Raw genomic sequence first — 23,418 nt, 5'->3', positions numbered from 1 at the left:
TGGGCGTAACGGCAGTCGCCGCTCTGTGCTTATTGCGGTAATGGTTTTGCCTTGGCCGCAGCTTTGACGAGACTGACGAAAGGCAATTAGCTTGAGCAGCGCTGGCGCCGATGCGACTTGATCCCTACCCCAGATAGAAGTTATTGAAATAGTTGCCAAAATCCGGTTTCCCGGCAACGGGCTCGCCGTCGCCATTCCGGAGGATCCCTGCGGAGAAGAGATAGGAACCGATCGCTTCCATCTTGGCTGGGTCCATGCTGCCGATGGCGCCGTTTTGCCCACGCAGATAGTGCCCGTCGATTAGCGCCTTCAGCGAGGCATGGATCAATGCCGGATTGGTCAGGGCATCCTTGTTGGCTGATATCAGCAGTGTGGCCGCTTCTTCGGGATGATCGACGGTGAACTGGTAGCCGCGCCGCGTTGCCCGTATGAAGCCCGACGCCAATTCCGGATTTGCACGCAGATACGCATCGCTAGAGGAGATCAATGTGGTGTGCTCGTCGGGCACGCCGTAGTCGGCATAGACGAAGCTTCGCTGTTTGACGCCTTTCAGTTCTGCCTCGACGCCTTCCCAGGTCGAGACCTCCAACGTGAAGTCGACCGAACCGTTGGCCAGCGCCTCATAGGCAGACGTGCCGAGCGTCACTGTCTCGAAAGCCCCCTTGCCGCCATCGTGTCGGATGATGGTCGAGATCAGCGCGTTTTCCCAGGCACTGCCGAAACCGCCATAGGTCAGGCCGTCAAGATTCTTGGGGCTTTTGATCTCGTCGCGCGCTGCATTGAACACCAGCCGCCCGGTTTCGGACTGCACCACGGCATAGACCGCCTTGAGATCGGCGCCGGCGGTTTTCTGGGTGAAGAGGCCGATGGAGCCGTTAATCCCGAAATCAGCAACGTGGTTGGCAACCAGCGTGCCTGCACCGGTATCGCTGTAGGGCAGGATGTCGACCTCAAGGCCGGCCTCGCCGTAAAACCCTTTGTCGCGAGCGACGAACAGGCCGATATGGTTGGTGTTGACCGTCCAGTCCAGCGCCACCGTTACTTTCCGGGCGGCCGCCTGGGCAAGAGATCGCCCTGGCCGAGCTACAAGGGGAAGGCCAGCAGCGGCAGTGAGCAGCAAGGCTTGCCGGCGCGTCAGATCAGTCATGGTCCATGTCCTTCTGGTGGCTCGGGTTGAGGAGGATGTCGAGGATCTCGGCTTCGAGGGTGCCGGCCTGCCGTGCGGCGCCGCCGGCCAGTTCGCGTGGACGCGGCAACGGCACGTTGATCTCAGCGACGACGCGCGCCGGCCGCGCCGACAGTACATAGATGCGGTCGGACAGGAACACAGCTTCGCGCACGTCGTGGGTGATCAGCAGCGCCGTCCAGCAGTGGCGCCGCCACATCTGCTCCAACCAGCGCTGCATGGCGGCGCGGGTCAGCGCATCGAGCGCGCCGAACGGCTCGTCGAGCAGCAGCATATCGCGTTCCTGCACCACGGTGCGCAGCAAGGCCGCGCGCTGGCGCATGCCGCCGGAAAGCTGCGCCGGAAAATGCCGTTCGAAACCGGCAAGCCCGAATTCGTCGAACAGCGGCGCAACGCGAGCGCGGGCAGCCTTGCGCCTGACGCCTTGCACCTCAAGCCCGAGCGTGGCGTTGTCGAGAATGCGCCGCCAGGGCATCAACGCGTCTCGCTGCGGCATGAAAGCGAAATGCCGGCCGTGGTCATCGAGCGGCTTGCCCTCGAAGAATATCTCGCCCTCGCCGTGAAGCGCGCCGGTCAGAAGCTGGAACAGCGTCGACTTGCCGGCGCCGGAGGGCCCCAGAATGGAGACGAATTCGCCGGCACCGACGCTGAGCGAAATGTCGGCAAGCACGTCGAGCCCTTCGAAGGCCTTGCGCACATGCCGCAATTCGAGCCGGTTCATCGCCAAGGCCCCTTTCCTGGGGCCTGACCGCCGGCGGCCCGTTCCCAGGGCATGGCAAGGCGCTGGACCAGCACCGTCAGCCCGAACAGGACGAGCGTCAGCACGGCGCTGACGGCAACGGCGGCCAGCACCAGGTCCGGGCGGAAGTTGTTCTTGGCGTTTAGCATGTAGATGCCGAGGCCCTTCGCCGCGCCCGCATATTCAGCGAAGATGGCGCCAACGACGGCATAAGTGATGGAGATCCTGACACCAGCGAAGAAGTAGGGCAACGCCGATGGCAGCCGCGCCAGGACGAAGACACGCCAGCGCCCTGCCCCCATGGCGCGCAGCATTTGGCCGATCTCAGTCTCCGTCGCCTCATAGCCTTCGGCCAAAGCCACCAACATCGGAAAGAAGGTGACCAGCGCCACCAGCATGACCTTGGGCATCAGCCCAAAGCCGAACCACAGCACCACCAGCGGTGCAATCGCCACCAGCGGCAAGGTCTGGCTGACCACGAAGACCGGAAAAAGGGCGCGCCGCAATGGCTGGGAGAAGTCGACCAATATCGACAGCACAAAGGCACCGCTGAGCGAACAGGCAAAGCCTGCGAGCGTGGCACGTAGGGTTGGCGCGGCGTTATCGGCCAGGGCGTGCCGGTTGAGCATTGCCTGAGCGAAGACGCGCGATGGCGCCGGGAGGATTGTCGGCTTGACGCCACCAAAGCGTGCATAGAGTTCCCAGGCGGCCAGCAGTAGCCCCACCGAAAGCATCGCCGGAGCGGTTCTGGCGATGAGGTCCACGATCGGACGCGAAGGGGCGGACGGGGAGGACACACAGGTACCCGGAGCGGATGGCGCGGGGCGCGCCGTCAGACGGCGGTGGGGCTGTTGGCCGAGACGGTGACGTCGAGCGTTACGTGGCCGGCACCCGGCCCGAAACGGCAAAAGGCCTCGTTGAGTGCGGTAAAAATGGCGCCTGCGTCGCCGCGCAACTTTGTGCAGAAATGCTTGGAGCGCTCATATACGCCCGACTGCTTCAGGAAGTCGATGCAGCCATAGATCTCGTCCATGTGGTCGTCGGTGCCCATGACATAAAGCGAGAACTGCGCCGCCGCCGGCTGGCCGGTGACGGCCACGCCGCGCACAGCGGTGATAGCGGCTTCCTTGCGCGGGCCGAGCGGCCCGGCAGGTCCGCCAAACGCGTCGGAGCGGCAGATTGGATCGTCCGGCTCGCCCGGGCAGCCGCGCGAGATGGCGGCCGAAAGCACGCAATGCTTGCCGCTGCGCGCTGCCGCCACGAACAGGTCGCGCATGGCAGGAAACAGCACCTCGGGCGGTCCGACCAGCAGGGTTGAGATATCGTCGGTCTCAATCCTCAGTCGATCACGATAGGGATCGAGCGCGCCGAGCGCACCAAGAATAACACCGACGAAATCGTCGGCCATGGGATATAGGGAAATCTGTGCGCCTGAAAGCATCGCCCGCCTCGCTCCGCTGGTATTACCCAGATCAGCTTCTAGGGTCCGTGGGCTTGCCGCCCTCGTCTCAGCCCCGACCGTACGGAGCACCCCTGTGGATGAGCGCGTTAAAGCACCAATCGGACGGCTATGAAAGCTGTTTTTTCAGGACCATCGCCGGAAATGCATTGCGCCAAGCCTGATTTATGGGCGGTTCCGTCGGGCCCGGTCTGAGCGAAATTTGTCCGGAACCTTAGCCACGACGAGTGGTTGTCCCTATAGTCGCAAACGCGACGAACTTCGTAGAAACGAGCGACGACTTCACAGAAATGGAGACAAACCATGTTCATGAAAATCCTCGCAGCTTCGGCTCTTACAATTGGTCTCGCCACTTCGGCGATGGCGCAAAATACTGGCGGAAACGGCGCCGATAATGGGCCTGGCAGTGGCCAATCGGTCACGGTCGACCCGAACACGCCGGCATCGCCGAACACGGTGGATCCTGGCACGACCGGCAGCACGACCGTCATGCCCGACGGCATGAATTCGAACGCGGACCGGAACTGTCCGGCCAGCCCACAAGGTGCTCAGCCGGATGCCAGCCACACCGCTCCGGGCACGGCTTCGCCGACCGTCAATGACAAGCATTGCGGCAAGTAGCCATTCGCCGAAACTGCCGGAGAACGTCACGGGACGCCTGTTCCGTGGCCTCTCCGTCTCTGGATGTTTCACCCTCGCCGAACAGGCAGGCGCCTGAAAACGCAACCCGCCATCGGCCGAGCCTGGCAGGAACCGGGCTTTGTTCGGTCCGGCGCCTACGAATTGGTCCGGCGCCTACGAAACAGCCTTTTCGCGAACCGGCAGCTTCCAGCCCGGCCTGACGAAATGACAGGTGTAGCCGTTCGGGTATTTCTCCAGATAGTCCTGATGCTCGGGTTCGGCTTCCCAGAACGCGCCGGCCGGAGCCACCTCGGTGACCACCTTGCCGGGCCACAGGCCCGAGGCGTCGACGTCGGCGATGGTGTCTTCGGCGACGCGCTTCTGCTCATCGCTGGTGTAATAGATTGCCGAACGGTAGCTCATCCCCACATCGTTGCCCTGGCGGTTGCGTGTCGTCGGGTCATGGATCTGGAAGAAGAACTCCAGCAGCGTGCGGTAGCTCAGCCTGGCGGGATCGAAATTGATCTCGATGGCTTCGGCATGGGTGCCGTGGTTTAGGTAGGTGGCGTCAGGCACGTCGCCGCCGCTGTAGCCGACGCGCGTGGACAGGACGCCCGGGATGCGTCGGATCAGATCCTGCATGCCCCAGAAACAGCCGCCGGCAAGCACTGCGCGTTCGCTTGAAGTCGCCATATATCAAATCTCCCCAAAGCAACTCCGGGAAAGGTTGTAGCCGTTTCCGTCCGGATTTGCGCAAGATAAAACTGGAGGCCCGGCGCTATGACAGCCGCTCCAGGATTTCCCATAGATGGGCATTGTCGTCGGCTTCGTCCAGTCGACGGGCGCGTCCTGCTGCCGATCACCACGGGCGCGCGGCGTCACTCCCCAGGCTTGAACCTGCGCACCACGACCTCGAATACGATATCCGAGATCCACATGGCGCAGACGCCGATGAGGAATGCGGCCGCCAGCGTCGTGGTGTCGTCGTTGGCCATCGGCAGGCCCATGGCGCGGGAATACTGGACCACGGGCAGCGTCAGATAGGCGGCGGCGAGCGCGCCGCAGATCGGCGAGGCCACCATCTCGCGCGGCTTGTAGCGGTGGCGCGACAGCGCTCGCAATATGCCGCCGGACAGGCCGGCGACCACCACCGGCACCTTGATACCGAGCAGGTCGAAAATATCATGCATCATTTCATTGTCTCGCGATCAGGCAACAGATGACCGATCCGGCACCGAAGATGAGCAGTCCCCGAGCAGCAGGACCCGAATCGAGCGGCAATACGATCGTCATGGTTTCCACCCGCACAGTTTCTCGCCCTTGCGGTTGTGCGCCAGCAGCGTTCTGACTTCCGTATCCGACAGCGCTGCGACAGCGGATGCGGACAAGCGCATCGGGCTCGAGACCGCGCAAAATCCGCCGGTGACGGTGGTACAGCCGGCTACCGCGACAAGTGCTGCGGCCGCTGCGACAATCAATCCCTTGCCCATGACCTGAGCTCCTTTCGGGCAGTTGCGGCGGGCAGCGCGCCGATATCGTTGTCAATCTGGTCGGCGACGTCCCGCGCCGCCGCCTCGGCCGCGGCCTGCCGGCTGCGTTCGGCGCGCTCGCCGGCAAGCCGCTGGCGAACACCCCAGCCAAACACAGCGACGATGGCCGCGCCGATGCCGAGAACGGTCGAATTGCCGAGCAGTAAGGAGAGGAGCGCGTTCATTGGTTTGGCGCGTCCTTGACGAGATAGCCGACGGCAAAGACGGCTAGCGGCAGCAACGTGGCCCACGTCTCGGCATCGTACCAGGATGGCCAGACATTGCGCACGAAGACGCCGGAAATCGAAACAGCGGCGGCGGCGATGGTCGCGGCCGTCAGCTTGTTGGTCGGGCGGATGGTCGGCTGGGTTATGGTGGCCATGATCAGAACATTCCTTGCAAGGCGGCGGCGATGTGTTGCCGGGCGGCGTAGGCGACGAGCAGGCACGCGGCAATGATGCTGCCCGCCTTGGTGGCGGCTGGGATGTTGGAGTCGGCAGGCGCCGCCGCGAGCGGTTCGACGGCATCTGCGGCAGCAGCGCCGCCCGGCGCCGCCGCAGCAGCGGTCGGTGCAGGATCTGGCCGCGTGGCCGATGCCTCGCCTGCCCCGGCAGCCGTCAGCAGCAGCGCCTGTGCGCGGACGGATCCGACCCGGCTCGACCAGCCTTTGCCGAAAGTCGGCCAGGTCGGAAGCCGCTTCAGGAAAGCCAGGCGGGCATCGCAGAGATTGTCGATGACGACAGCCGCCGGTCTGGAACCGACGGCAGCGAGCGTCTCGGGCCCGATGCGGCCGTCCTGGACGGTGCCGACCACTGCTTGAAGATATTTCGCCGCCCTGCCCGGCCCGCTGTTCACGGCAAAATCGAACACGGCGTAATCCACACCGTCGGGCAACTCGGCGCCAGCAATCGCATCCCAGTAGAAGCGGCGGTACACCGTGGCGAGCTGGGCATCGCTGATCTTCCTGAGATCCGCTTTGGTGGCATCCGCCTTCACGTAGCGGCGGAAATTGGCGAGAGTGACGCCCTTCATGGTGGCGCCGCCCGAATCGGCCGGATTGTCCGACCAGCCGCCTTCGGATTTGAGGACGAGCGCAAGCGCCCGCGTAAAATTGCGGTCCATGATATCCCTTTCGATTTCTGGTTGATGGGGTGAGTGGGTGATCGCCGGCAGCACAGGGGTGCGGATAGTCGCCGTTGCGCGCGCCTCGGTACCTGCTTGCAGTGCATCAAAACCGAAGGTCGCCTTGCGCGCCGGCCGGCGCATGGTTAGAAAAATGCAACTTCAGGACGAACAGGTCTGGGATGAGAGACTTTGTTGGCGCCGCGCGGCGCCTGGCCTTCAACAGCCTGTCGGCCGCCATCGATCGCCGCTGGAACGTCGCCCCCCTGGGCTCGGCGCCGCGTGCCACGAAAGAGGAATATCTGAGGCTGTTCGAAGCCACCCGGCGCGTCTCATTCCCTGAGATCGACAGGCTCGAAACCGAAACCGGCTTTGCCGTCGATCGCGACTGGCTCGACGAACTGGCCCTCCACACCCAGATCACCATCAAGACCAACGCGCTCGCCTACCCGCACGGGCGGGTGCTTTACAGTCTTCTTCGCCGCCAGCTGGCCGACAGCCCAAGGCCGTTCACCACCGTCGTCGAGACCGGCACCGCGCGTGGTTTCTCCGCGATCTGCATGGCCAAGGCGCTCGCCGATGCCGGCGCCTGCGGGCATGTCGTCACGCTTGACGTCCTGCCGCACCATCACCGCTTCTACTGGAATTGCATCGACGACCATGACGGCAGGAAGTCGCGCGCCGAACTGCTTCGGCCGTGGCAGCCGCTGGCCGACCGGATCATTTTCCTGCAAGGCGATTCACTCTTTCAATTGCCCAGGGTCGGCGTGAACCGGATCCATTTCGCCTTTATCGACGCGCAGCACACCAGGAAGAACGTGCTGGCCGAGCATCGCTGCGTTTCGGGCGTTCAGCGCGAGGGCGACATGGTCGTATTCGACGACGTCACGCCAGGGTCCTTCGATGGCGTGGTCGAAGCGGTCGCCGAGATCGAGCGGCAGGGCCGGTACGAGGTGCGCCGTCTGAACGCATCCAGGCAAAGAACCTATGCCTGGGGCATCAGGCGGTGACGAGACGACAGCCCGGATAAACCATCGGAGGCGAGACCTTGCTCAGAAATATCGCCCGCAGGCTTTATCTCGGCACGCGCCGGAACATCGACACCCGTCCCATGGCGGCCGATGACTACCTGAAGGTGCAGTACAGGGGCGACAAGCTGGAATATGTGCTGCCTCGCGTAAAGATCATCTCGACGGTCCAGTACCTGATCCGGTTCCTCGAAGGGCGCCGCCCGCCGTCGTCGATCCTGGATGCCGGGGCGCGCGACGGCTGGACCGTCAGCCTCTTCAACCAGCTCGGACTGGACAACGTCACCGGCGTGGAACTGATCGAACCGCTGGTGGCGCACGCCAAGGCCAACGGACGCAATGTCGTTCAGGGCGACTTGCATGAACTACCGTTCGCCGACGGCTCTTTCGGCCTGGTTTTCTGCCGGCACACACTGGAACACACGATGGATCCAAAGAAAGCCATGCGGGAGCTGGCGCGGGTCTGTGAACCGGGCGGCATCATCTTCATCACCCTGCCGATCGAGCGCAATGCGCGGGGCAAGCACACGGTCGCCATTCCCAATCTGCGGCTTTTGAAGCAGCTTGCGCTGGATGCGGCCGGCCAGCGGATCGACATCCTGAAGATCGCCCGCTCCGCCGAGACGCGCGTGATAATTCCCGACGGCGACGAAGCGCTGCTGATCCTGCGCAAGAAACCGAACTAGCGCACCACCCAGCGATTCAACCTGACCGCGCGGCCGTGGGTTTCAGTCGCCGGCTCGGCTTAGTTTAGGTTGGGAAAGCTAACGCTTTGTCCACCGGCGATAGTTGTCCATGTGTGTCAAACCCAAGATCGCCTTGCGTGCCCGACCGCGCATGGTTAGAAAATTGCAACTCAAGACGAACATTTTGAGAGAAAGACTATGCTGGCGCGTCGGGCCTGAAATGTGGGTGAACCAATCGTATGCCCCCCAGACTCGTCAGACTATGGGGAAGCTACAAAGACTGACAAAGCCTACGATCGGCGTAGCGGTTGCCCTGTGCATATGGATCGTGAACTGGATGGCGATCAGAGGAACGCCATTTCCCGATCTGCAGAACTACATCCAGAATTTCGACAAAGGAGCATACTATGTTTCTCCTGATGCCGCTTCACTGATCGATTGGTATGCCCAAGAATACCTTTGGCGGAAGGGTATCTACGCTCTCAAAGAGAGCTTCGAACTAGCCAGCATCTTTTCTACCCTGACCTTAGTTTCCTTGGTAGTCATCAGCGTCTACGTGGCAGTCAAAGCCTCGTCCCCAACCTACGTCCTTTTGCTAATCCACCCTCAGTTAATCGATCTCGTATTCTCTCAAGTACGATCGGCTGTCGCCATGGCCGCAATCTATCTGGCCCTCCTATTGCCATGGCGCCTGGTCAAATATGCATTGGCGGGGATTGCACCCTTCATTCATTCTGCGGTCCTGGTCTTTGCCGGCGCGTTCGCAGTGGGCCAAATTATCACGGGCTCCGATATTTGCGGGCGCCGCCATGTGCTAATTTCCACATGCTATATAGCGGCTGCAGTTGTTGCCGTGACCATCCTCAAAAGCTATCTTCTGGGCTCGATTGGTGACAGGCGAGCGACGATAGAAATTACTACGAGCGGATTCCTGCTGACGATGATGGTAACCGCGTATGCTGTCCCTTTCCTCTTCTTTAATCATCTGTTCAGCAGGAAGTTTGCCGCGTTTGTTGTAGTTCTCGCTTCATCACTTTGCCTGGGGATGTACCTCTACAATCAGAATGGCATCCGGTTCGTCGCTCTTGCGATTCCAGCGCTTGCCGTTGCAATCTCCAGCATTCCTGATCTTCACTGGCGCCGCCTTACACTAATTGCGGCTCTGACGTCACAAGTTGTTTTCTTCGGCTATTGGGCCAAAGGTATTCTCTAATGAAAACCTTGCGATGGATGGCCCACCAGTATCTTGCCGAAGGAGATCGTTGGCGGATTGCATGTATCGAGGTATTCGGCTTAATCTGGCGGAACGCGTTTTTCCAAGCCTTCTTCTGGTTGATGGTCGCCGGCAACCTCCTGGCTATGTTCTTTGGTGATTGGTTGATCCGTTGATTAGCCTCCGAACTGCCATTTGCGGACTACAACAGTCATCACGCCGCTGCCTGGGTCCTTCGTTACCCCTGTGTCGTTTGCAATGATTATGTCGACAAGATCAGCGGTGACGACCCCGGCGTACTTAATCGTGCAACCCAGCAGGTCGGCGCTAAATCCAACGCCCGTTACTAGGTCACCACGAACGGCACCCGGTACGGCAACCTGCACAGTCAGGGTTGTCCCCGTTGGGATGCCCGGGGTTGGGTTTACGAAAACCTGCCCCACGGTACGCAACTCGCTTTCCGCGATGCCGTTGAAGGACGTGATGATCGCGCCACCGCTGACGTTCATGTGGTTGCCGCCCAGCCAGTTTTTCCCGCCGTCCGTAACGCTAGCGAAACGCAGACCGTTGGTGAACGTCACCCCTGTGGTGGCATCGAACACGTTATTGGCGATACGGCAGCCCACCAGCTTGGCATTCTGGACAAGGATACCGTCATCCACTGTACAGCCGATGCTGGGCGCGAGGAAGCCACCGAGGACATTGCCCTCCACAATCAGGCCCGCGAACAGCCGGTTGCCGGCATTACCCGCTATGCGGATAAAGGACGAGATGTCTTGGCCCGGAGAGAACCGGAACTGGTTTCCCCTTACTGCCCCACTAACGGGGTCGTTAGCCTGATCGTTGGTGATCTGTATTCCTTGGTTCTTCTGGGTGGCCCTATAGGTGGACTGAGACAGGTCGAACATGTTTCCCTCACAGGAAAATCCGGTCGTCCGGTTAATGATGATACCGTTGTGAGGCACATCATTGAGCATGTAGACCTGTAGCCAGTTCCGGTTGACCTGCACACCCACACCGTCACCAATCCAGATTTGGCAATTGCCTCCAGCGCCCTTCGTCTTCACACCCTCAATTTGTGTGCCATTGCCGAAGTAGGATAAAATGTTGGCGCAAGGAATTGCTGCCGGCACAGTGAGGGACGTTCCATCCCCACAGCAATCCTGCACGTCGCCGTTCTTAATGCGCAGAGAGGCGGAGCGGTAATCGAGGATACCGAACCGGTCAATCTGTGAGAAGAGCGGGTTTTCGATGAGGCAATTCTGCGTATAACCCATGTAGATGCCGCCACCACACCGCAGGATTTCAATATCTCGGTACGTACATCCGAGGCCGCCCTTGTTGTTGACGCCACACGCAGGCATCGTGCCCGCATTGTCGAAGGATCCGCCCTCCGGGCCGGTACCACGGAAGCCGTCGATACAGACGCGCTCCATAATGACTCCCTGTGGCAGCGCGGAGCCGCTTTGAAAACCATCCGTATCCCATAGCGCGAAGGCATGGCCGTTGCCGGCGGCCCCGGTCAATTGATTGCCAAGCGCCTTAAAATCGCGAAATCCGAGCCGCAATGTGTGGCCGACCAGACGAAACAGTGGCGCGCCATTGATCACTGCGCTCGTGATGGTCGAAACGTCGCGGCCGAAGCCTTCGACATCGAATAGCCCGAGAGCGATATCGATCGTTTGGTTGATCGTGATATTCGTTGGTGGCAGGCGGATTGTGCCGCGATCCTTGCCGTCGACGATCTGGACTGCCGCAATCAGCGCCGCCGTGTCGGCCGCTGCGTTGCCGAGCCCACTGCCGAGTTGACGTAAGTCAACGACGCTTTCATTCAACACCCAAAAGCCGCCATTGACCGCATCGGTTGTCCCGTCCGGCATGAAGCGGTCGGCGGAGCGGAAATAGGCCAGCGCCGGGTAGCCGCCGGCGTTGATCGCCGCGCGCGACATGCGGGCATAGTTGGCGCCGCCCACCAGGGTTGCCGGGGTCGTGAAGACCGGGGCGTAGAACTGGGTCCTGATGCTCTTGACGCCGGCAGCGATCGTCGAGCCCGATGCCGTGGCCACGGAAGCGTAGATCGGCACGTTGACGCCCGAAACCTGCGCGGCGTCGGCGGCATATTGCTGGGCCAGGTCGCGCGCGAGTTCCGCGATGTGGATGACTGCCGCCAGCGCTCCACCGATATCTGCGAGCGGATCATCCGACAGATAGTAGGAGATCACGATGTTGCTCGTGCCGATCACCGGGTTGAGGGTCTGGAAAGCGTAGACCAGGCCACCCGAAACGACCCCCTCCTGCACGTGAACGGTCGTTCCCTTCTGCATCGTGCGCGTGGTGCGGGCGTCCGCCGCGCGGTACCAGTAGCCCTCGCTCGCCGTATAGATGCCGTTCAGCCGGGCGTCCGACTGGTTCTTGACCAGTACCCGGTCGCCGACGGCGGTCGAAATCCCATCGATCGTCTTCAGGCCCAGGATCCAGGCAACGCCGTCGACGATGACCGTCTCCAGGTTTGCCGTCGTCGCCAGGCGCACGGGTTCGCGCTCGCCCGTCAAAAGGCGAACGGCGGCAGTTGCGGGTCGGGCCATGAGGCTTGCTCCATAAAAAAGCCTCGCGAAAGCAAGGCTTGGAATTCGGGTTGGTTGGCGGCGTGGCGAGGGGTTCGGAAGGGATAAGCGCTGGCCCGTGCGGCCACGGCGCCACGGTCATTCAGGTTCTTCTTTGAGAAATTTGGTCACGGCCGCTCGGCCAGGCGAGAGACAATTCAGCGGTCGGTTTTCTGTCTTTGGGCACGCACTTCCTGGCAAGCAGCAATGCCGGCTTGCACCTGGACTGGCTGCCGTGTTAACACCCGCGCACTGCGGTGCCTTGCGCTATGGGAGCGTCAATGTCGCAGCGATTCCACAAGGTGTGATTTCCGATGAAAAAATCCGCGATTGTCGTGGCTGCAAACGACAACCGCACGGCAGAAGAAAGGCCGTTCGCTTCCCGGTACAAATCCGTTGGAGCGGTGGCGGCGCCGGCGGATTTACAGGCAGGAGGCGAAGAGCCGACCGAAGCCCGCACCCTGACGGCGTTGCAGATGTTCTGTCGCGTAGCGGGCGTCTAGATCGCCTTTGAGGCCTCATCCAGACGGCAAGGACAGGCTCTAAAGTCCCGACCCGCTGTATCTGGTGGCCTCCTTCCACAATGCGAGCGCAAGGGCGGGTGTCCGCCCCTTCACCGCATATTCGCGGTCCCGGTAGCTTCCCGCCGCGATCCACACCGTCTTTGAGCGTTGATAGATCGTAATGCCCCGCGCGCTCGCCCGCGCGAACAGATCTGCGTCATTTCGATACATCGGTTCCAACCCCTGTGGTCCCCTCGAGGGGTAAGGTGCAACGAACATGCCAAAGTTACGCCTAGCTAATATTACCCATCGCAGAGCTGCCAAATGCGCCATCGAAGTGCACTGGCAGCCCTAACGCCAAGGTGTTCCGTGGGTGTTTCCGCTGTATTGCACCTGAACTGCCCCCAGGTAACAGAATAGACCAATCCGGAAACATTTGCTTAAAATTGTCTTCTTCAGCCATCGGCGCCGACTGGCCAGCAATTCACCCAAACCAAGAAGTTGGACGACGGCGTGCCAGAGTTCGGTGAGCGGGCCTACTACACGCGTCGGAAGGCCGGGCGGCCCGTGCTGGCACTGCGGCAGCCAGGCGAGGAACCGGAACGCGCTATAGCAGGCCGGATTCGCTCATACCGCGGATCTTGGCGTTGCCTCCCGTCCGCCGGCCGGCCATCGCGTTGGCGGCCGAGTAGCCGCGCGATGGAGCGACAAGTAAGCGGCTCTGGACTCTAGTCGGGCAATAACGCTCTCCTGAACTCCACGCTGATCCGAGGCGCTTTGACGCCGTCGGCCACGACGCGGGTGCCACACTATTTGTTGCCGACGTGGAACGGTTCGATGGATGCGGAAGGAAGCCCCAGTTCATCAAGCACATCGAGGGCCCGCTCCGATATAACGAGGTACAGGTTCTGATTAATCCCAAAGTCGTCGTGACCTGCCTTGCCGTCCACCTTGAGCCAGACAAACGGAGGGAGCACGACGTCGGGCTGCACCAGGTGAAAATCCTCGGATATGGTCACCTGCGCGTCGGCGAATGTGGCGCCAGAGATGCCGATAGCGAGCAACCCACGTTTGGCTTCTTCGGTCACAAGAAAACAGGGAAACGAGGTCACGAGTGCATCTCCCAGCCAGCCCGCGAAATGATAGTGGAGCTTGCTCACAATGGGCGGATGAACGCTGGCATCCTCGACAGTGTCATCGCCTAGCTCACCGGCTACTAGAGGCTTTACTTCATAGTATCTCATTACCGAATTCTCTGCCGTCACGGCAACGGGCCGAAGTTCTTCCGCCCCAGCCATCATCTGGCCAAACGCAACAAGGCTACGCCATATTCTTGCGACCACCGCATTCCCCTTTTCAGGTCTTTGGAGAGATCCGCCTCGGTCATCTCCACCTTGTCGCTGCCGAGCTCGAGAGCCAACACCTGTCACCGCATAGGATCGAAACGATCGGAATCCCTTTCCTCTCGAAGCCGGTGCCTCCGGCCTCCCGCTCAGGTGGCTTCATCAGAAAAATGTAGCCGTCTCTCCGAGCTCGGGCAGAATGCGCTCTTCCGCGGTTGGTCTCTCCCCGGTCTAGTCAATTGGTTCGATCGTCAGGATTGGGCACCGCGACCAGCGCCGCGCATATGGATTAGAGCCAATGCAACAATTTAGAGGCTGCCATTCCAATTTACGACTTGAGGTTTATTGGGGGTCCCGGAGGCAATCCCTTCACCTTCGCTATGACGTGGCCCATAATATGCCAATAAACCTCGAGGTCCGACAGCTCCTGATTTGAGATGTCATCTTCTCCACCCAGGAAAAGCGGCGGTGACAGTGCACTGATTTCCTTCTTCGCCTGCCTCTCCCCCCAGAATCCAACCGCTTTGCCGTTGTTCGGCAATCCGGGTCAAAAACGCCTCATTGCCGATACAAGTGCCTACACATCACTTTTCAAGCAGCGGCAGAATCTTTTCATCGAGGAATTTAAGACGTCCGCCCAACATCTCGGCATTGGCGGGGTTCGCCGGGACATTCACAGGGATCAGCTTCGCCACTGACTTCCCCTGACGCGCGGCCTCAACCCACTCGTCCATTGCGCCGATATATCCATCCAGCGCCTCGTACGGAGTCTCGACATCGTCGCCGGGCATATAAGCTGGCGGCACATCACCCACGATTACCCACATCCATTGGGGCACATCTGGTCTCCCCGGTGAAATCTCGAAGAGAAAAATGTATATTATTCCCTCGGCGCCATATCCAAGATACTCTGTTTTTATATTCTTTCCCCAATCATAAAACTTTATATATTCACGGGCCTCTTGAAGAGCTGCATCAAGATTATCATCGGCGTCTTGATCACGCTCAGGAAGCGGCAAACGGCTTACTGTACTGAGATCTGGGGTAATTGCGTTCACACACCCTCTCCATTACTTCATTTATTCTTCCGCCATCGTCTCTTGGCCCAACGCCGAAAATCACCAGCCTCCTGATGGAGCCTTATGTGGTCTTCCCTGATACGCGGCTGAACATTTGATACATGATCCGCTCCACCATCGGCCAGAGCTTTTTCATGGGAAACATCCATTTCCGCTTCAGCTCTGGATGCATCTAAGAGACTTTCCCCCGCTGCCATGGCGAGGTTTTTGTATCGCGCCAAGCATGCCAGCCCAACAGTAAATCCGCTAACTGCGCAATAGTGTGATCAAGCTCTACCACCTCGCCCAAGCCTACCAGCATTAGGTCAGTTTCATCAACTTCAGCCTCATGTCCGTAGAATTGCCACGACTCATTGTCGGCATCATGTGAAGCGTATCCAATCCAGCCGCAGCCACGAAATATTTTCGGGTCGAAATGACAGCTAAATTTCTTGGATCTTCGAATTTCCATCCGTTCATATTGCCATCTAGTCGCGACCGGTGGCGAGGCAACGGGAAGATCTTCTCGTCCAGTCCGGTGCTGACATTGACCGAAAACTAGCATGTGACGCTGCCCAGATGAGCTTTGGCGTTATTCTCCACGATCAACATGGCGAAAGAAGTTGACGAAAGCGACCGCTTTCAAGTGAGCGGCTTCGGACTTCTAGCCGGGTAATAACGCCGCTTCTGAACTCCACCCTGACCCGGCGTTTTAACGTCTGCTACGACGTGGGTGCCACACTATTTGTTGCCGACGTGGAACGGTTCGATGGATGCGGAAGGAAGCCCCAGTTCATCAAGCACATCGAGGGCCCGCTCCGATATAACGAGGTACAGGTTCTGATTAATCCCAAAGTCGTCGTGACCTGCCTTGCCGTCCACCTTGAGCCAGACAAACGGAGGGAGCACGACGTCGGGCTGCACCAGGTGAAAATCCTCGGATATGGTCACCTGCGCGTCGGCGAATGTGGCGCCAGAGATGCCGATAGCGAGCAACCCACGTTTGGCTTCTTCGGTCACAAGAAAACAGGGAAACGAGGTCACGAGTGCATCTCCCAGCCAGCCCGCGAAATGATAGTGGAGCTTGCTCACAATGGGCGGATGAACGCTGGCATCCTCGACAGTGTCATCGCCTAGCTCACCGGCTACTAGAGGCTTTACTTCATAGTATCTCATCAATCACCTACCGGGGGATCAAACAAATGCCCATATTTTTTGTCTAAGTGCGTTGCGTAGTCAAGAACTTGCTGCCGCGTAGCGGTTGCGTGCGTCCTATAAAATTCGTCCCATTCTGATCGAATGACTTTTAGATGCAAATTTATATCGAAATCCGCTCTTATTCCGCGAAGGTTTTCAAGCGAATGCAGCTCTTCCTCCGTAAAAAGCCCCGGATATTTTTTGAGCACTCGCTTCTCGACGCTGTGATGAACCACATAGTCGCTGCTATTGAGCGTAGGATTGGCATCAAAGAAGGTTTTTCGGTAGTTCTTTGATTTTGTCCATCCAACCTTTGCTCCAGCATATTTAATAGCAGAGGGATCCCTAGCGAGCAACGAAGCCAGTAACGCGGTACTAAAAGCATTTTCAGATATTTCACCCGGACGCGTCCTCTTCCTTGCACGCCGTGGGAAGACTGAGCGTGCGAGCTTCTGCTGGAATCGAAGGGTTTCAGCATCGACGCCACGAACAAGTACCTCGCTGCTTTTAGCAAGTTCAGCCGACCGCTTCGAAAATAAGGAAAAGCTCTCGATCCAAGGTTTGGCAATCTTTCCGGCCTGTTCCAAGGCCGGCCTGGCCAGTCTTTCGACGGGAATTGCTCCCGCCACGTTGAGCAATGCTTCGCCGTAGTTGCCGTCCAGTGCCGCGTTCGCGGTTTTTTCAAGCGCAAACGACACCGCGAACGGCGTGGCATCAGCCAAGGAGATGCCGGTTTCGCCGAGCCCGTCAGAGCCCACAAGCTTTTGAGCAAGAAGCCGCCGTAGACTTCCGCGTTCACTATCGCCGGCGATCAATCCTCCCAACCATTCCTGGTTGGTCGGAATATAATTGGTCAGCCATTCCGGCTTTCGCCCTTCTCCGGATAACGCTCGCCGCACAGCCTCAGCTGACTTGGCCAATTTCTCCGGATCCACCATCGATGCTAGGGACCCGTCGTCGACTATGCCTTCGTTTGATTTAGCGACCCTCGTCTGCAGCAAATGATCAAGCATCGCTGGGCGTAGCGCCGGAGGTGTTGCCTGGAGCATGTTGCTCAGATCCGCTTCCTTGGCCTGCTGCAGCCGACTCCCATCACTGAGCTTGTTATTGACGTCTTCAGCGACGGAATTCGGCAGAGGCTGAACGGATTTGAGACCTAACTGCTGCTGGGCGGCGATCGAGCCGATGATGGCAGCTTGATAGTCTTCCGGCTTCGAAAGATTGTTCCAGGTAGCGTCGAGGCTCGCGAACGTCTTGCGTACATAACCGCCCGGATCGTCCTGCCTCGCTTGCAATGTCAGGTCAGCCGCGGCGGCTATTGCGTCATGACGCACCCGGTCCTCTTCCGGTGTCGCACTATCGGCCTTGGGCGCCGACTCTTTGACCATGGCCCGCACGGCGTCGTTAGACATCGTGCGCATGCCGTAGAACTGGCGGCTGACATCAAGCGCTTGATTGAAGGCCTGAAATCGCTTTGTCCCTTCCGTCGTGCCATAGAGCGCGGCGAAATTCTCAGGCGTAAAAGTCGGTCCTGAATAGCTGCCGGTCTCTCTGATCGCCTTAGGTGCGACTTGCTCGGCGAGGCCAATCCGGGTGCGCGTTTCAACTTGCCGAGAAGCGTGGGCGGCCTGCGCCTGTTGGAGCAGCGCTGGCCGATCTTCTTGGGTAATGTCTTCCCCAAACGCTTGCGCCACAATTTCATCCGGCGTCGGCTTTCCAACACGATCGCCTTTCGTTGCCGCCGCATCTGAGTTGCCCGAAACTCGGATCCAGCTGACCGGTTGACCGTCGGAGGCATCGCTGCTGGAAGACTCTCCCGGCGCCCCCACACCGAACATCTCAAGCGCTCGCTTCGGGTCCTTGGCGATCAGCGCCTCGAAGCGCATCCTGGCCGTGGTGCTGAACCAGTCCTTCGCCACCTGCTGCCTGATCTGCGGGTCGAGGCTCATCTTGTCGATGAGGTCGAGCCCATCCTGGCGGGCGGCCTCGAAGGTCACGGCGTCGTCGGGGTCGCCCTGCGCGATCGCAATGGCGTTGGTGTGCAGCACCGTGTCCACCTGGGCCTGCTCATAGCCCTGGCGCCGCTGGTGTTGCCTTACCGCCATGCGCGGCGAGCCGGCCGCGCGCATCGGCTCCTTCTGCCTGGCGAAATCGGCGCGCCGGCTCTCGGGTATTTCAGGCAGAGCCTCGTCGAACAGCCTGTCGAACAGGCCGGGCTTGACCACCTGCCCGCTGCGCGGGTCGACCTCGCCATACATCGCGTCATGCAGGCCGCTGCCGTCGGCCGGCGCATTCGCCGCCACCTCGTCTTCCGCCTGGGCGATGCGGTCGGCGAACCGGCGGCGCGCAAGCTCGGCATCGAACGCCTCCTGCTGTTCCTTCATCTGCCGGTAGCGCTCGGCGACGGCCGAAAGCTCGTCGCCAAGATCCTGCATCGCCCTGCCGGCCGGCGACCCCTCGGGATAGGAGACGCCGTTGCCGGTGTCGAGCCGGCGCTGCGCAATCTGGAGGGGAATCGTCGCCATCAGTAGAGCCCTCCCGTGAAGGCGCCGCCCGGCGCCGGCGGGAAGGCGCCCTTGCCGAAGGTCACGGCTTTGGTCGGGTCGTAGAGGCGCGAGAGACCCGACACGAGGCTGCCGCCGGCCTTGAAGACCGACGCCGTCGCCGCCTGCCTGCCGGAGAAGCGCGCGAGCGCGGCCTGGCTGTCGAGACTGTTCCGGCGCAGCGCCGAGCCGTACTGGATCGCCTTGAGGTCGAGCTGGCCTTGCCTGGCATTGGCCGCCAGCACCTCGGCGGGCGAGCCCTGTATGCCGACGCCGGAGGCGCCCGCCTGGGCTCGCGCCTGCGACAGCAGGAGATCCTGCCTGTGGCGCTCCTGGCTCTGTTCGAAGGCGGCACTTTGCGCATCGGCCTGCGCCTGCTGCCCGTAGGCCTTGGCCTGGTAACCGGCCGCCTGGTTCTGCTGCCGGCCTTCGAACAATGCGCCACCCACTGAGATGGCCGTGCCGAGAAGGGCTAATGTGCACATGGTCAGCCTCGCTCGGATGCGGCAATGGGGGTTTTTCTGGCCGTCCGCGCGCCGAGCGCCGGTCGCGGGTCAAGCGCGCCGCCGGGGTTGGTGAACGACAGAAGCAGCCTGTCGGCCTGGAGCGCCGGGCGGCTGAGGCGCGCCGGCGCCGCCGCACGCGGCCCGGTCATGGCGGCGCGGCGGGCAAGGGCCAGGTTCACCGTCAGGTCAGGCATGCCGGCGGCGTCGAACAGGCCGTTGGCGGTGGCGAGCGCGCGGGCGAGCGCATCGGCCTCGAACAGTTCCTGGCGCAACAGCTCGACCAGGCGGCGCACGGCGCGCCAGCGCTCAGTCAGCACCTCCGCCCTGGCTTTCGCCTGCTCGCCCAGCGCCTCGACGGCGGCGCGCGCCTCTGCCGCGGCGGCCGCGGCACGGCATTTGTCCGCTGCCGCGATGATCTTCTCCAGCAGGGCGACGACGTCGTTGCAGTCGTCCAGCGCAATGCGCGCGGCGGAGAGATCGCCGTCGCCGAAAACGGCGCGGTCCTCGGCCTGTTCGCAGCCGCGCCGGCGGGCGATCGCATCGTTGAGGTCGGTATCGAGCAAGGCGATGACGGCAGCGTATTCGGCAGCCGTCCGCGCCCTGCCGAGCTTTTCGGCATGGGGGGATGTGGTCACGGGGTGGGGTTCCTTGTGGTAGGGGTGGAGGCGGTGGAGCGCCGATCTCTCCCCTTGTGGGGGTTGAGGAGCGGTCCGCGCAGCGGACGGAAAGCCAATTGCCTGGCTTTCCGAGCAACGAACGCCCGGCAGGGCAGAGGGGGCGCGAAGGATCGCGGCTTTGATCAAGTCACGAGCGACGAGCGCCTGATAGGAGTGGGCTGAATTGCAGACAGGCCGGCGGGACAGCGCCCCCCTCTGGCCTGCCGGCCATCTCCCCCACGAGGGGGGAGATGGCAGCTTCAGCGCCTCCCCCTAAGGCTCGGCGTCGAACACGGGCGTGAACGCCCGTATCGTGCAGGGCGTCGGGTTGACGTGGCGGATCCGCACCCGGCCCTGCCCTTCCCAGCTATCGTCGATGGGCACCTCGACATTGCCGGTGAACAGGCTCGCCTTGCCGTCGGACGCGACGATGGAGGGCATGCGCACGCTTTCCCAGCGGCCGCGGATCAGCGACTGTACCTGAAGCCCCGTCGTGTCGGTCTCGAGCAGGGACAGGATCACCCCCGCCACCTTCTTGCGCCGGCCGAGGATCGAGCCGTCCCGGCCGGCGACGTCGAGCTCCAGCGTGTCGGCCTGCGACTGGAAGGCAAGCCCGACCTGCCATTTGGCCGCGATGGCGCCGCCGGGCAGCGTCACCTGGCCGGAGGCGACCGGCAGCCCGCGATAGACCTTGCCGCCAGCCAGCACGTCGACCTTTTCGCCGTCGAGATGGCCGAGCCCGGACACGGTGTTCACGGCGGCGCCCGAATAGGTCAGGCCGCAATCGACCTGGAAGGCGTCCTCCAGCGCCCCATACTCGAACGGCGCCGTCATGATCTCGATATAGCGCCTGGTCACGCCGCCGATGGTCCGCCTGACGATCAGCCAGATATCGTCGACGCCGTCCTGGCCGGGCGTCACGACGGCGCTTTCGACGGCCGCCCAGCCGGAACCGCTGAAGGCCCCGCCGAAGCGGTGGCGGTGCATGCCGCGCACCTCCTGCGAGGGCTGGTGGGTGTAGCCGCCGAGCTCGCCATTATCGAGTGGAAACCACAGCATCGGGTCGGGGTCGGTCTGGAACGCCAGTTCGACCACGCCTTTCTTCGGGATATGTTCGGATATCTGGCCGATATCGTCGGAGGTGAAGCGGCCGGTGGAAGCCTGCGTCAGCTCGGCAATCGAGCGGCGCGAGCGTGTGACATAGAGGAACGACTGGCCGGCATCGACCGGGCGGATGCGGGCGCAGCCCGATGTGCGCGAGCGCCGGTTCTTGAACGAGGACGGCGTCAATGCCTCGTCGATGCCGGAGCCGGAGAGCGCGCGGATGCCGCCGAGCGTCCCGATCAGCAGGGCACCGTCCGATTCCGCGATCCACGTGATGTCGTTCGCCTGGCCGCCGCCGGCCTGGAGGAATTCCAGCGCGTCGTCATCCTTCTCGCCCAATGCGAAATTGTTGAAATCCCCCGTTGCCGAGGCGTAGACCGAAAACTTGCGGCTGAAGGCCAGGCGCTCCTCGTAGAGCGATCCGCTTTCGACATATTTCCCGGGCACGAGCGTGCCCAGGCGCCAGCGCGATATCGGGCTGAGGTCCGGCAGGGCAAATCCATGCAGTTGGATTTTCACCGCCGTGGCGCTGGTGCGGCTGGTGATCTTGGCCCAGCGCCAACGGCCGTCGGATGCAAGCAGGCGAATGGCCCGGCCGACGTCCGAAGCCTGGAAACCGGCGCCGCCATTGATGCCGGCGGTCGATGACGCCGTGAGGTCGAACGGCGTCTGGCTCGCCGCCGCCCGGTTGAGGTTCAGTTCGGAAAACGCGCTGTCCGAGGCTCCGTTGATCGCCTTCCATGTAAAGCGGTGATATTCGAACGCCAGCTTGTTGAGGAATTCGTAGTAGCGGGTTTCGCCGCCTGACCACCCGGTCTCGCCGGTGCGGCTGTCGAGCGTCACCCATGTCGCGCCGTCATTCGATCCTTCGAGCACCCAGATCGTCGGCGTGCGATCGACCGTCCCGCCTGTGCGTGCGGTCAGGTAATAGTTCTCGACGATGGCCTGGGCGCCACCGGCAAGCTGGTAGGTGACCGAGCCGTTGGTGGCGCCGGCGATGCCGCTGTCCGTCTCCGTCGCCTTGTCGAAAAGTTGGTAGGCGTCTCCTGCCCCGCCCATGCCTGAGACCGTGCCGGAAGGCGCGGTGTTCGACGTCATCTTTGGCGTCAGCGCGCCGTAATCGGCCGGCGTCAGCGTGGTCGGCGTATCGTTGATGTCGTCATAGGGCCCGTCGTCGATCGCGTAATCGTCGAGCGCCCATGCCGTATGGGCGGTGCGCGTCAGTACCTTGAGCGGATAGTCCCTGTGGGAAATCCACATCTGGTCCGCGGACTGCACATAGTCGAGATCGAACAGGTCGGCTTCAAGATAGGGCGAGGCCACCTCGACCGTGCCGACACGCGCGCCATAGGCGTAGACGCGGATGTAAAGATTGCCGAACTCCAGCATATAGGCCTGGTCGGCCGAGAAGATGAACGGGATCGCCCGCGTCGCCTTGCCGGATGTCTTGACTTCGCCGACGAAACAGGTGCCGCCGCGCTTGCGGATGCCGCCATGCGGCAGGGTGACGAAGTTCTCGCATTTCGACAGCGCCGCCCGGTAGAGATCGAGCGAGGCGCGCGCATGCAGGCGCGGCGAGATCTCGCCGCGGGTGAAGACGTCCTGGACCGGATAGAGCGTCGCCATCAGCGCATGGTCCCGACGCCGACAAACCGGTTATCGCCGCGTTGCCGCGCCCAGCTCGACATCGAAAGCCGTCCGCCGCGCTGGATGGCCTGCGCGGTGAAGGCGGCGTCCAGCGCCCGGTCATAGGCCGAACGTGCAATGTCGATCATGCCGGCCTTGTGCGTCAGCGGATGCGCGACCTTGATGGCGAGCGCCGCCACCAGCACTTCGGTGAACAGCGCGTCCCAGTCGTTGGGATCGGTGAGGTTCGCGACATAGCGGATGGTCAGCGGTCCCGCCTGGTCGCTGTAGACCAGCCCTGCCTCCTGCCGCCACGAGATCGCAACACCGTCCGGCTCGCCATTGTGGGTAAGCGGCAGCGGACGAAGGCAATCGACGGGGAGTTCATAGGCAAAGTTCAGCGTGCAGGCGCCGCTGCCGGTATCGCTGCCGGCCACGGATGCCGAAAGGATGGCGAACACCCAGGCGTATTTCGTCAGCTCGGCTTCGCGCGTCAGGTCGAAATGCACATTGAGCAAGCGCGCGGCCTTGATGTCCTGGTCAAGGCTGTCGATCGGCGCCTCGTCGAGGACAGCCAGCGCCATGTTGGCGATGTCGGTCGGGGTTATGGCCATGGGTCAGCGCCTCGTGGTGATGGGTTGTGGAGTGCAAATCGCTTCGGCTGGCGCCCTACGGCGCCCCCCTCTGTCCTGCCGG

Annotated in this window: 25 protein-coding genes and 1 riboswitch; of the genes, 6 read left to right on the top strand and 19 right to left on the bottom strand. The window is 61.6% G+C overall.

Features of this window, described 5'->3' with window-relative positions; all coding sequences use genetic code 11:
* Positions 1-124: 124 nt before the first annotated feature.
* The 4 genes from LB551_RS28070 to LB551_RS28055 form a co-directional block, all read right to left on the bottom strand.
* On the bottom strand, positions 125-1,147 hold the full coding sequence (locus LB551_RS28070) for an ABC transporter substrate-binding protein (protein WP_224661230.1): 1,023 nt from the start codon (positions 1,145-1,147) through the stop codon (positions 125-127).
* The gene (locus LB551_RS28065) at positions 1,140-1,907 is read right to left on the bottom strand and encodes an ABC transporter ATP-binding protein (protein WP_224661254.1); all 768 of its coding nucleotides are present in this window, start codon (positions 1,905-1,907) and stop codon (positions 1,140-1,142) included. Before LB551_RS28065 ends, LB551_RS28070 begins: the two co-directional genes overlap by 8 nt.
* Positions 1,904-2,659: an ABC transporter permease gene (locus LB551_RS28060; protein ID WP_411970970.1), complete on the bottom strand. Its 756-nt coding sequence runs from the start codon at positions 2,657-2,659 to the stop codon at positions 1,904-1,906. The genes LB551_RS28065 and LB551_RS28060 overlap by 4 nt, the downstream gene beginning before the upstream one ends.
* 98 nt (positions 2,660-2,757) lie before the next feature.
* Positions 2,758-3,366 (bottom strand): Ykof family thiamine-binding protein, encoded by a 609-nt coding sequence (locus LB551_RS28055; RefSeq protein ID WP_224661228.1) that lies wholly within the window; start codon positions 3,364-3,366, stop codon positions 2,758-2,760.
* Positions 3,357-3,470: riboswitch (TPP riboswitch) on the bottom strand. (Overlaps the previous gene by 10 nt.)
* Positions 3,471-3,687: 217 nt before the next feature.
* Here LB551_RS28055 and LB551_RS28050 point away from each other — a divergent pair.
* Entirely contained in the window at positions 3,688-4,005 is a 318-nt protein-coding gene (locus tag LB551_RS28050; RefSeq protein WP_224624426.1) for a hypothetical protein, read from the top strand.
* A gap of 174 nt (positions 4,006-4,179) precedes the next feature.
* On the opposite strand, the gene msrA is transcribed toward LB551_RS28050, so the two are convergent.
* The 6 genes from msrA to LB551_RS28020 form a co-directional block, all read right to left on the bottom strand.
* The gene (msrA, locus tag LB551_RS28045) at positions 4,180-4,698 is read right to left on the bottom strand and encodes a peptide-methionine (S)-S-oxide reductase MsrA (protein ID WP_224661227.1); all 519 of its coding nucleotides are present in this window, start codon (positions 4,696-4,698) and stop codon (positions 4,180-4,182) included.
* Positions 4,699-4,883: 185 nt separating this feature from the next.
* Complete coding sequence (locus LB551_RS28040) at positions 4,884-5,195, bottom strand: hypothetical protein (protein WP_140561129.1); 312 nt, start codon at positions 5,193-5,195, stop codon at positions 4,884-4,886.
* A gap of 99 nt (positions 5,196-5,294) precedes the next feature.
* Entirely contained in the window at positions 5,295-5,495 is a 201-nt protein-coding gene (locus LB551_RS28035) for a hypothetical protein (RefSeq protein ID WP_224661226.1), read from the bottom strand.
* A complete protein-coding gene (locus LB551_RS28030; RefSeq protein ID WP_224661225.1) occupies positions 5,480-5,719 on the bottom strand; it encodes an ABC transporter permease in 240 nt (79 codons plus the stop codon). The genes LB551_RS28035 and LB551_RS28030 overlap by 16 nt, the downstream gene beginning before the upstream one ends.
* The gene (locus LB551_RS28025; RefSeq protein ID WP_140553738.1) at positions 5,716-5,916 is read right to left on the bottom strand and encodes a hypothetical protein; all 201 of its coding nucleotides are present in this window, start codon (positions 5,914-5,916) and stop codon (positions 5,716-5,718) included. Before LB551_RS28025 ends, LB551_RS28030 begins: the two co-directional genes overlap by 4 nt.
* Positions 5,917-5,918: 2 nt before the next feature.
* Positions 5,919-6,656: a glycoside hydrolase family 108 protein gene (locus LB551_RS28020; protein WP_224661253.1), complete on the bottom strand. Its 738-nt coding sequence runs from the start codon at positions 6,654-6,656 to the stop codon at positions 5,919-5,921.
* Positions 6,657-6,838: 182 nt separating this feature from the next.
* Here LB551_RS28020 and LB551_RS28015 point away from each other — a divergent pair, with 182 nt between their 5' ends.
* The 4 genes from LB551_RS28015 to LB551_RS28000 all read left to right on the top strand — a co-directional run bounded on the left by LB551_RS28015 (position 6,839) and on the right by LB551_RS28000 (position 9,759).
* Positions 6,839-7,666 carry an O-methyltransferase gene (locus LB551_RS28015; RefSeq protein WP_224661224.1) on the top strand — a complete coding sequence of 276 codons (828 nt, stop codon included), beginning with the start codon at positions 6,839-6,841 and terminating at the stop codon, positions 7,664-7,666.
* 38 nt (positions 7,667-7,704) lie between these two features.
* Positions 7,705-8,370, top strand: a complete 666-nt coding sequence (locus LB551_RS28010) for a class I SAM-dependent methyltransferase (RefSeq protein WP_224661223.1) — start codon at positions 7,705-7,707, stop codon at positions 8,368-8,370.
* A 328-nt stretch (positions 8,371-8,698) separates the two neighbouring features.
* Positions 8,699-9,583: a hypothetical protein gene (locus LB551_RS28005; protein ID WP_224661222.1), complete on the top strand. Its 885-nt coding sequence runs from the start codon at positions 8,699-8,701 to the stop codon at positions 9,581-9,583.
* Positions 9,583-9,759: a hypothetical protein gene (locus tag LB551_RS28000; protein WP_224661221.1), complete on the top strand. Its 177-nt coding sequence runs from the start codon at positions 9,583-9,585 to the stop codon at positions 9,757-9,759. Before LB551_RS28005 ends, LB551_RS28000 begins: the two co-directional genes overlap by 1 nt.
* On the opposite strand, the gene LB551_RS27995 is transcribed toward LB551_RS28000, so the two are convergent.
* Positions 9,760-12,168, bottom strand: a complete 2,409-nt coding sequence (locus tag LB551_RS27995) for a hypothetical protein (protein WP_224661220.1) — start codon at positions 12,166-12,168, stop codon at positions 9,760-9,762.
* A gap of 332 nt (positions 12,169-12,500) precedes the next feature.
* Here LB551_RS27995 and LB551_RS27990 point away from each other — a divergent pair, with 332 nt between their 5' ends.
* Positions 12,501-12,689: a hypothetical protein gene (locus LB551_RS27990; protein WP_140553728.1), complete on the top strand. Its 189-nt coding sequence runs from the start codon at positions 12,501-12,503 to the stop codon at positions 12,687-12,689.
* 809 nt (positions 12,690-13,498) lie between these two features.
* Here the strand turns inward: LB551_RS27990 and LB551_RS27985 are convergent.
* From LB551_RS27985 to LB551_RS27950, 8 genes are all read right to left on the bottom strand, one after another.
* Positions 13,499-13,933, bottom strand: coding sequence for a hypothetical protein (locus LB551_RS27985; RefSeq protein ID WP_140553726.1), 435 nt, complete (start codon positions 13,931-13,933; stop codon positions 13,499-13,501).
* A 683-nt stretch (positions 13,934-14,616) separates the two neighbouring features.
* On the bottom strand, positions 14,617-15,090 hold the full coding sequence (locus LB551_RS27980) for a hypothetical protein (protein WP_224661219.1): 474 nt from the start codon (positions 15,088-15,090) through the stop codon (positions 14,617-14,619).
* A 741-nt stretch (positions 15,091-15,831) separates the two neighbouring features.
* Complete coding sequence (locus LB551_RS27975) at positions 15,832-16,266, bottom strand: hypothetical protein (RefSeq protein WP_140553726.1); 435 nt, start codon at positions 16,264-16,266, stop codon at positions 15,832-15,834.
* Positions 16,266-18,812 (bottom strand): hypothetical protein, encoded by a 2,547-nt coding sequence (locus LB551_RS27970; protein ID WP_224661218.1) that lies wholly within the window; start codon positions 18,810-18,812, stop codon positions 16,266-16,268. Before LB551_RS27970 ends, LB551_RS27975 begins: the two co-directional genes overlap by 1 nt.
* Positions 18,812-19,315: a hypothetical protein gene (locus LB551_RS27965; RefSeq protein ID WP_224661217.1), complete on the bottom strand. Its 504-nt coding sequence runs from the start codon at positions 19,313-19,315 to the stop codon at positions 18,812-18,814. Before LB551_RS27965 ends, LB551_RS27970 begins: the two co-directional genes overlap by 1 nt.
* A 2-nt stretch (positions 19,316-19,317) precedes the next feature.
* Positions 19,318-19,971 carry a hypothetical protein gene (locus LB551_RS27960; protein WP_224661216.1) on the bottom strand — a complete coding sequence of 218 codons (654 nt, stop codon included), beginning with the start codon at positions 19,969-19,971 and terminating at the stop codon, positions 19,318-19,320.
* 294 nt (positions 19,972-20,265) lie between these two features.
* Complete coding sequence (locus tag LB551_RS27955) at positions 20,266-22,722, bottom strand: hypothetical protein (RefSeq protein WP_224661215.1); 2,457 nt, start codon at positions 22,720-22,722, stop codon at positions 20,266-20,268.
* Positions 22,722-23,336: a hypothetical protein gene (locus LB551_RS27950; RefSeq protein ID WP_224661214.1), complete on the bottom strand. Its 615-nt coding sequence runs from the start codon at positions 23,334-23,336 to the stop codon at positions 22,722-22,724. The genes LB551_RS27955 and LB551_RS27950 overlap by 1 nt, the downstream gene beginning before the upstream one ends.
* Positions 23,337-23,418 lie beyond the last annotated feature (82 nt).

The sequence above is a fragment of the Mesorhizobium sp. BR1-1-2 genome (genome assembly GCF_020165435.1).
In the GTDB taxonomy this organism is placed as follows: Bacteria; Pseudomonadota; Alphaproteobacteria; order Rhizobiales; family Rhizobiaceae; genus Mesorhizobium.
This window is presented reverse-complemented; position numbering and strand designations above follow the sequence as displayed.